The sequence below is a fragment of the Halobacteriovorax sp. HFRX-2_2 genome (assembly GCF_043196705.1).
In the GTDB taxonomy this organism is placed as follows: domain Bacteria; phylum Bdellovibrionota; class Bacteriovoracia; order Bacteriovoracales; family Bacteriovoracaceae; genus Halobacteriovorax_A.
The window spans coordinates 241,649-248,974 of sequence record NZ_JBEBMT010000003.1 but is presented as its reverse complement, the minus strand read 5'-3'; the positions used below and the strand labels follow the sequence as shown (position 1 = coordinate 248,974).

The window sequence follows — 7,326 nt, the reverse complement described above, 5'->3', positions numbered from 1 at the left end:
AACAAGCTAGCAACAGCACGTCAAAACACACAATACTTCCTTTCAAATATTTTACACCTAGATGGTGTGGATCTTGCTTTTGATGCTCCATACTTCAATGAAGTTGTTCTTAAGCTAGACAAGAAAGTAAGCGATATTCTTGCTTCAAATGATAAGCTTGTTGCAGGTAAGGACATTAGTGGCCGCCACAACCTAGAAGGAAACCTTTTAAAAGTTTCTTTTGGTGATCAACACACACAAGTTGAGCTAGACAATCTAATTGCACTCTTCAATGAAAACTTCGCAGCAAATAGTGAATCAGAATTCTTTATGCCAGAGATCCCTCAAACTTATATAAGAGAGGATGCGCCAGGAATCGCAAATTTCACAACTGATGAAGTCAAAGCATTCTATGACAAGTGTGGAAGTTTAAACGTATCTCCGGATGACGCCATCTACCCTCTTGGTTCATGTACAATGAAATATAACCCATATGTGAATGACTGGGCAGCAGGACTTCCTGGCTTTACAATGGCACACCCTGATTTAGAAGATAAGTACACTCAAGGAACACTTGAGCTACTTTATCATATTCAAGAAGATTTCAAGGCCATTACAGGACTTCCAGGTCTCGTTACTCAGGCCGTAGCTGGTGCTCAAGGAGAGCTTGTTGGAATCAAAATGTTCCAGGCCTACCATGCAGACAGAGGTAATGCTGATACGAAGAATGTTATTCTTATCCCACGCTCTGCTCACGGAACAAACCCAGCAACAGCTGCAGTCGCAGGATTTGTTCCTGGAAAAGTTGATGGTAAGCAAGTCGGAATCATCACTTTAGATGCAGATGAAAGAGGTCAAATTGATCTTGAGCAACTAAAAGAGATCATTAAAACTGACGGTGAGCGTATTGCTGGTATTATGGTAACAAACCCAAATACAGCAGGTATCTTTGAAGAAAACTTTAAGGAAGTAGCAGAGCTTATCCATTCAGTAGACGGCCTTGTTTACATGGATGGTGCTAATATGAATGCTATCGCAGGAATTGTTTCACTTGAAAAACTTGGTGTTGATGCTTGCCACAACAACCTTCATAAGACTTGGACGATTCCACACGGTGGAGGGGGCCCAGGAGATGCAATCGTTGCTGTAAGTAGTAAACTTGTTGACTATATTCCGGGAACACAAGTTGAAAAATTAGCAGACGGAACATATAAGAAAGTTCGCGCACCAAAGTGTATTGGTGACTTTCACCGTCATGATGGAAACGTTGCTCACAAAGTACGTGCCTACACTTATCTTAAGGCCCTTGGCCAAGATGGTGTTGTGGCCATGTCACAAATTGCAGTTCTAAGTGCACGCTACCTTTTCCAAAAATTAAAAGATGTTTATCCAATGCTTCCACATGGGGCAGATGAAACACCTCGTATGCACGAGTTTATCATCACATTGAGTGATGATATGTTTTCTCATATTGAAAAGTCAGGAACACTAAAGAACCAAATCATTGCAAAAGTTGGAAAGCTCTTCCTTGATTTTGGTCTCCATGCACCGACTGTTGCATTCCCAGAAGTCTTTGGACTTATGATTGAACCAACAGAGTCTTTTACAAAGAAAGAATTAGATGACTTTACAGATGTACTAGTAGCAATCAAGAACGTACTTTCAGATTCTCCAGAAGTTCTTCAAACCGCCCCACACTTTACAGCAGTAAGCAAAGTTGATGAAGTATGGGCAAATAAGAATCTTAAGTTTTACCGCGACCTCGATAAGCTTTGGGATCTACCAAGTGATGAGATCTCACCTAAGAAACTACGTCATAAAGACACACTAGAAGTTGTAAAGATGATTCAAGATAAGCACAAAGAATTAAAACAATAAGAAAAAAAAAGGCCTGCAATGCAGGCCTTTATATATATTAGGTGTAGCAGAGATTGAAAAACATACGAATAATTCGAGAATAACAACAACACGAAATTTAACACGAATTTGGGGAACAAAGAACAACAACACAACTTTATCGATATGTTTATTCATCAATCCCTGCTACATTAATGAGTGGTTTATACGACGCGATTACGGATGTTACAACCTATCATTTTTGCACGTGTAAATATTACAAAAGAAGTTTGTTGACCTAATAAGTCCCATTAATAAAGCTTAAAATTTAACTAAAATCCATGTTTTTCTTCTATAAATCCTCTTTATCAATCTGCTGATACAAGCTATTCAAATGATCATAAGAGTGTTACAGTGTCGCATCATAAATTTATAAGATTAGGATACAGACTAAATGGAAGATTTAAAAAGAGCGACCTTTGCGATTATTTCTCACCCTGATGCGGGTAAAACAACAATGACAGAAAAACTTTTATGGTTTGGACAAGTTGTGCGCAGCGTAGGTATGGTTAAGAGTAAGCAAGGTAATTACGCGAAATCAGACTGGATGGAGATGGAAAAAGAGCGTGGTATATCAATTACATCATCTGTTATGTCATTTCCATATAACGAACGTGCCATGCACCTTCTCGATACTCCAGGTCACAAAGACTTCTCTGAAGATACTTATCGTACACTTACGGCAGTTGAAAGTGTTCTTATGATGATTGACTCGGCCAAAGGTGTTGAGACACAGACAAAGAAACTAATGGAAGTTTGTCGTATGCGTGACACTCCTATCGTTTCCTTCTGTAATAAATTTGACCGCGATGCTCTAGATCCATTTGAGCTAATTGATGACGTTGAAAAGACATGTTCAATCCAATGTGTCCCAATGACTTGGCCAATTGGCTCAGGTGTCGATTTTAAGGGTGTTTACGATCTTAGAAATAAAACAATCATGAGCTTTAAAGACGCTGAAGATCCATTTAGCCCTAATATCATCGATGCTAGTGACTTAAGTGCAGCTCATATTAAAGAATTTGTCGGCGAGGCCCTTTTAGAAAAACTTGAAGAAGACCTCATGATGATCAGTGAGCTTATGCCAGAGTTTAACGAAGAAGAGTTCCTAGCAGGAATTATGACACCAATGTACTTTGGTTCAGCTCTTAATAACTTTGGTGTTAAAGAAGTTCTTGATACTTTCTCAAGATATGCACCTGGGCCTGGAAAACGTGAAGTTATCACTGCGCCAATTGAAAACGGCGAAACTCGTACAGTTGATCCAAGTGAGAAAAAATTTAGTGGCTTTGTTTTTAAAATTCAGGCCAATATGGATAAGAAACACCGTGACCGTGTTGCCTTTATTCGCGTTTGTTCAGGTCGTTTTGAGAGAGGACAAAAAGTTACTCTAGCAAGAACTGGCAAAGAGTTAAAAATTGCAACTCCATTAATCTTTCAAGCTCAGGATCGTGAGATCACTGAATATGCTATTCCAGGCGATATTATCGGTATTCATGATTCAGGAAAGCTACAAATTGGAGACACTTTCACAGAAGGTGAAATTATGCAATTTACTGGTATTCCAAGCTTTGCTCCAGAGCTTTTCAAACGAGTCCTCCTAAAAGATCCAATGAAAGGAAAGCAACTTGATAAAGGTCTGCAACAACTTTCAGAAGAAGGTTCAGTTCAGCTATTTAGACGTCACAATTCAACTGAAAAAATTCTTGGTGCCGTAGGTGCCCTGCAATTTGAGGTTGTCCAACGTCGTCTTGAAGATGAATACAATGTAAAAGGTGAATACGAAGGCTTCCCATATAATGGTATCAGATGGATTAAGTTCCCTAGCGAAAAGATTAAGGATGAATTCATCTCACGCTATAGCGCAAATATCGCCTTTGATATTAAGGACCGTCCATGCTTTATTTACCGTACGGAATGGGATTTAAAACTTGCTACGGAAAAATTTGAGGATGTTGAGTTTTTCAAGACAAATGATTTCAAGTAGTTAATCTAATCAAACTAAACTGCTTGATAAATAAATAAAAATTAACTATGATGTATTGTCGTTAAGACAACACAGCACAGCACAACAGGATTTTTAGATTGAAGTTTTTATTTGTCGAAGATGAAGTTGAATTAGTAGAGCTCTATCAATATATGTTTGATCGTATCGGTCTCGATTATGAAGTCGCTTATAATGGTGAAGAAGCTCTTGAAAAAGTAAAAAACGGAAAATTTGATTATATTTTTTCGGATATTCGTATGCCTAAGATGAATGGTATCGACTTCTTAAAGAATTTAATTATCGAAGGTCTAGACTTTAAAAAATTTATTTTTGTGACGGCCCACCAAGAAGTCTCTCTTGATGAAGTTAAAGAATTAGGTGCTCATGACATTCTCTATAAGCCAATTCGTCATCAAGTTTTTATGGATTATATTCAAGATTTACAAGCATAAAAAAAGGGCCTCCATCGAGGCCCTTTTTATTTCTATAAGATTTCGTTTAATAACTCTTCACAACTGTTTGTTCGGACAAACTCACCTGGTAGTTCACGAGCAGGCACAATCTCTTGTCTCATCTCTTGAGCAGCTATTGCAGCACGGATACGGTGATCATTATTCATCGTATTCAGCTCATCTGCTGGTCCTGGAGTCCACTCACGTCCTGTTGAATTAAGAGCATTCTCTGCACTTCTTGCATCAACAGCTTTTCCCCAACCTGGTTGGTTTGGATGAATGGCCATTTTCTCATCAATACTTCTAAAGAACACTTTTTGTGACTCTAGTTGAGAAATTGATAAACCTTCCATTGCAGCAGTACGGAACTGATTAACGTCAAGACCTAAATCATCACATAGCTTTTTCAGATCGTCTTCTACCATTTGTGGCTTCTTCACATAATCAACATGTGTCGTCTTATCAACTTCACCTGATAGCTCTTCAGTGCTATTTAGGGCCTTATCAAGCATTGCTCTTACTAACTGAATCTGCATTGCTGATTCAGCGGCATCACGAGGAGCATTGAACATTCTAAACTCACCCTTTCTAATTTTAGGATCGACTCTAAATGTTCTTCTCCAATCTGTTGTCGGATTAGAAATGTCAAAGTCATCTGTTACAAACTCTTCTGGAATAACGTCCTGGAAGTAAGCCGAAACATCAAGTTGGATATAACGAGTCTTACGTCCAAAGCGAGTGTTAAAATATCTTTCATTGTACAGAAGCTTTTTAAGCTCTTCTTCAGATCCATTGAAATCTTTTAGTGCCTTTCTAAGTGTCTCACTAACTTCAACAGGCTCAGATGTGTGAGTACGGTTAATATGCTGGAACATTAATGAAATGATTCCTCTATGCTCGTGGAAGATTGTTAAGAATCTTGCAAGGGCCTTAGGGTTTCCATCAAAGGCAGCAAGGTCAATATTTACGTGACCCCCACCGGCCATTAGAGAAGGTAGAACATTATTCTTTTCAAAGGCCTTATAAACACCAGCAACCTCATCGATTGTTGGAGTGAACTTAGGTGTAATGAGCTCAATTGTTCCCCCACGCGGAGAATCAGCAATGATCTCACCAGAAGGAGTATAAGAGCGTCCAATACCATCCCACTCAACTTGCCACTTACGGCCTTGGTTGTCGCGGATAGCATAGGCAACGTCAAGACCGTGCCCGTGTCCGTCAACTTCTAACTTAACAGGGGCCTCACCTTCTTCACCACCAATCTCATTATAGAGGTCTTGAGCAACTCGTTTAATGATTGCTTCACGCTCTTGAGGCGATAGGTCGATAACAGTTTGTACCCAAGCGCGTTTTCCGTCTTCAAGACGATCTTTAGAAGTAATCGACTTAAGTCTTAGTGGAAACTTACCTGAGTATTCAATACCAAGGTCAATTTTGTTAACATCAACCGGATTTGCCACTCTATTAGGAGCATCAACATTGGCCTTAAAATCCATTGTAAGCTCGTTATAGTCCATCTTCTTAGGACGCATATAAGCTTCAAGATCATCAATTAGTTTTGATGCTGAAACCCATGTACGATTCATTTCACGAATTTCTTGTTTTAATTTTTCTTGAGACATATTCGGATCAAGAAGAGCAACTTTTTGCGTATAATCTTTAACAAGATTCTTAATGATCTCTCTTTTTGTATCACCAATAAAAGCAACTTCAGGTTCAGTCCATCCCCAGAACATCACACGATAGTCGGCCTTAATGCCGGCCTTTTGCATATTGTCTAGGGCCTGTTGAACGATATCCTGCTCAATTCCAAAGCGAGATGCAATACTCTCAGGATCTCTAAATGCAGGGCTATTTAAGTTATAGTCAGAAATACTTGCAATGCCACTAAAGTCATTGGCCCCAATACGAGCAGCTAGAGTTGTTTGATAGAATCTAGCTGGTGCAAGGTTTTTCGTACCTGCCCTAAACTCAATACCTAAACCACCAGTATTTTGTACCCATGGCTTCCATTGGTCATCTGGTCTAATTACCCCACGTCCACCGTAGTAGAGATTAGTAAGGTTTGATTCTGTCTGTACATTTTTATAATTTGCAAACTCGATTCCAGAGTTTCCTTTAATACCATTTAAAACAATATAAGATTGAATTGCACGGTAGAACTCAGAAAGCTTTCCTTCATCAAGATCAGGGTGTTTTCTAAAAACAATTCTTTGGTGCCCTGGTGCTTGGAATAATTGAACCTTATTCTTGCCAGTTAAAGGATCACGCACGACTTGAGAAAGTGATTCTCTAAACCATGCAACCATCTCTTCAAACTCACCATAAGTATCTTGGGCCTTGAAGTTAATCTCCCAACCACCATTACCACCACCGTGGCCATGGGCATCTGTTAGAAATCTTTCGGCCTTACCAAAGTTAGGCTTCCACTCACGGTAGTCTTGTTTGTTACCAAGGAATTTATGTGGCTTACTATACCAACCACCACCTTCTGGCTTAACAATCTTTGGAAGACCAGGAAGGTTTCCAGTAAAAAACTTACGCCTAACAGTCGGCTTAATGAAAGTCATTGCACGATCTTCCATTTGCTCAAACAGATTATAAAAAACTTTTTCTAAAGTGGCCAAGTCAGCTGCTTTAACATCGGTGGCCTTAAGCTCAGTTAAATCAATAACCTTAGGGTTACCTTCGGCGTCTACTACATCTCTTGCAAGATCAATTTTCTTGCCTGTTGTGACGTCTTTATAAGTACGATAACCATTGGAATCCTTTGCGTAATTCTCTAAGAAGTCACGAAAGAATTTCTCCTTATTTTCAGTAGAAAGTGTATCGATATTCTTTTTAATGATGGCCGTTGATGGGGACATAACACGAGTAAGAAGAGAAGATGAGGCCTCTTTTTCCGCACCGTATGTAACCCCTCCAAGCATTCCTGGAAGTGTTTGATCATCAACAAGAAGCGCCTTGGCACTATAGGATGCACCTGAATACTGAAGATCTGCCCAGGGGTCA

Annotated in this window: 4 protein-coding genes; 3 read left to right on the top strand and 1 reads right to left on the bottom strand. The window is 39.3% G+C overall.

Annotated elements, in window-relative coordinates; genetic code table 11:
- From gcvPB to ABMA79_RS11680, 3 genes are all read left to right on the top strand, one after another.
- A partial coding sequence (gcvPB, locus tag ABMA79_RS11690; RefSeq protein WP_393092734.1) for an aminomethyl-transferring glycine dehydrogenase subunit GcvPB occupies positions 1 to 1,857 on the top strand: 1,857 nt, incomplete at its 5' end.
- A 412-nt stretch (positions 1,858 to 2,269) separates the two neighbouring features.
- A complete protein-coding gene (locus ABMA79_RS11685) occupies positions 2,270 to 3,862 on the top strand; it encodes a peptide chain release factor 3 (protein WP_393092732.1) in 1,593 nt (530 codons plus the stop codon).
- Positions 3,863 to 3,960: 98 nt separating this feature from the next.
- The gene (locus ABMA79_RS11680) at positions 3,961 to 4,314 is read left to right on the top strand and encodes a response regulator (protein ID WP_392860572.1); all 354 of its coding nucleotides are present in this window, start codon (positions 3,961 to 3,963) and stop codon (positions 4,312 to 4,314) included.
- A gap of 32 nt (positions 4,315 to 4,346) precedes the next feature.
- Here the strand turns inward: ABMA79_RS11680 and ABMA79_RS11675 are convergent.
- The coding region (locus ABMA79_RS11675) for a hypothetical protein (protein ID WP_393092729.1) at positions 4,347 to 7,326 on the bottom strand (2,980 nt) is incomplete at its 5' end.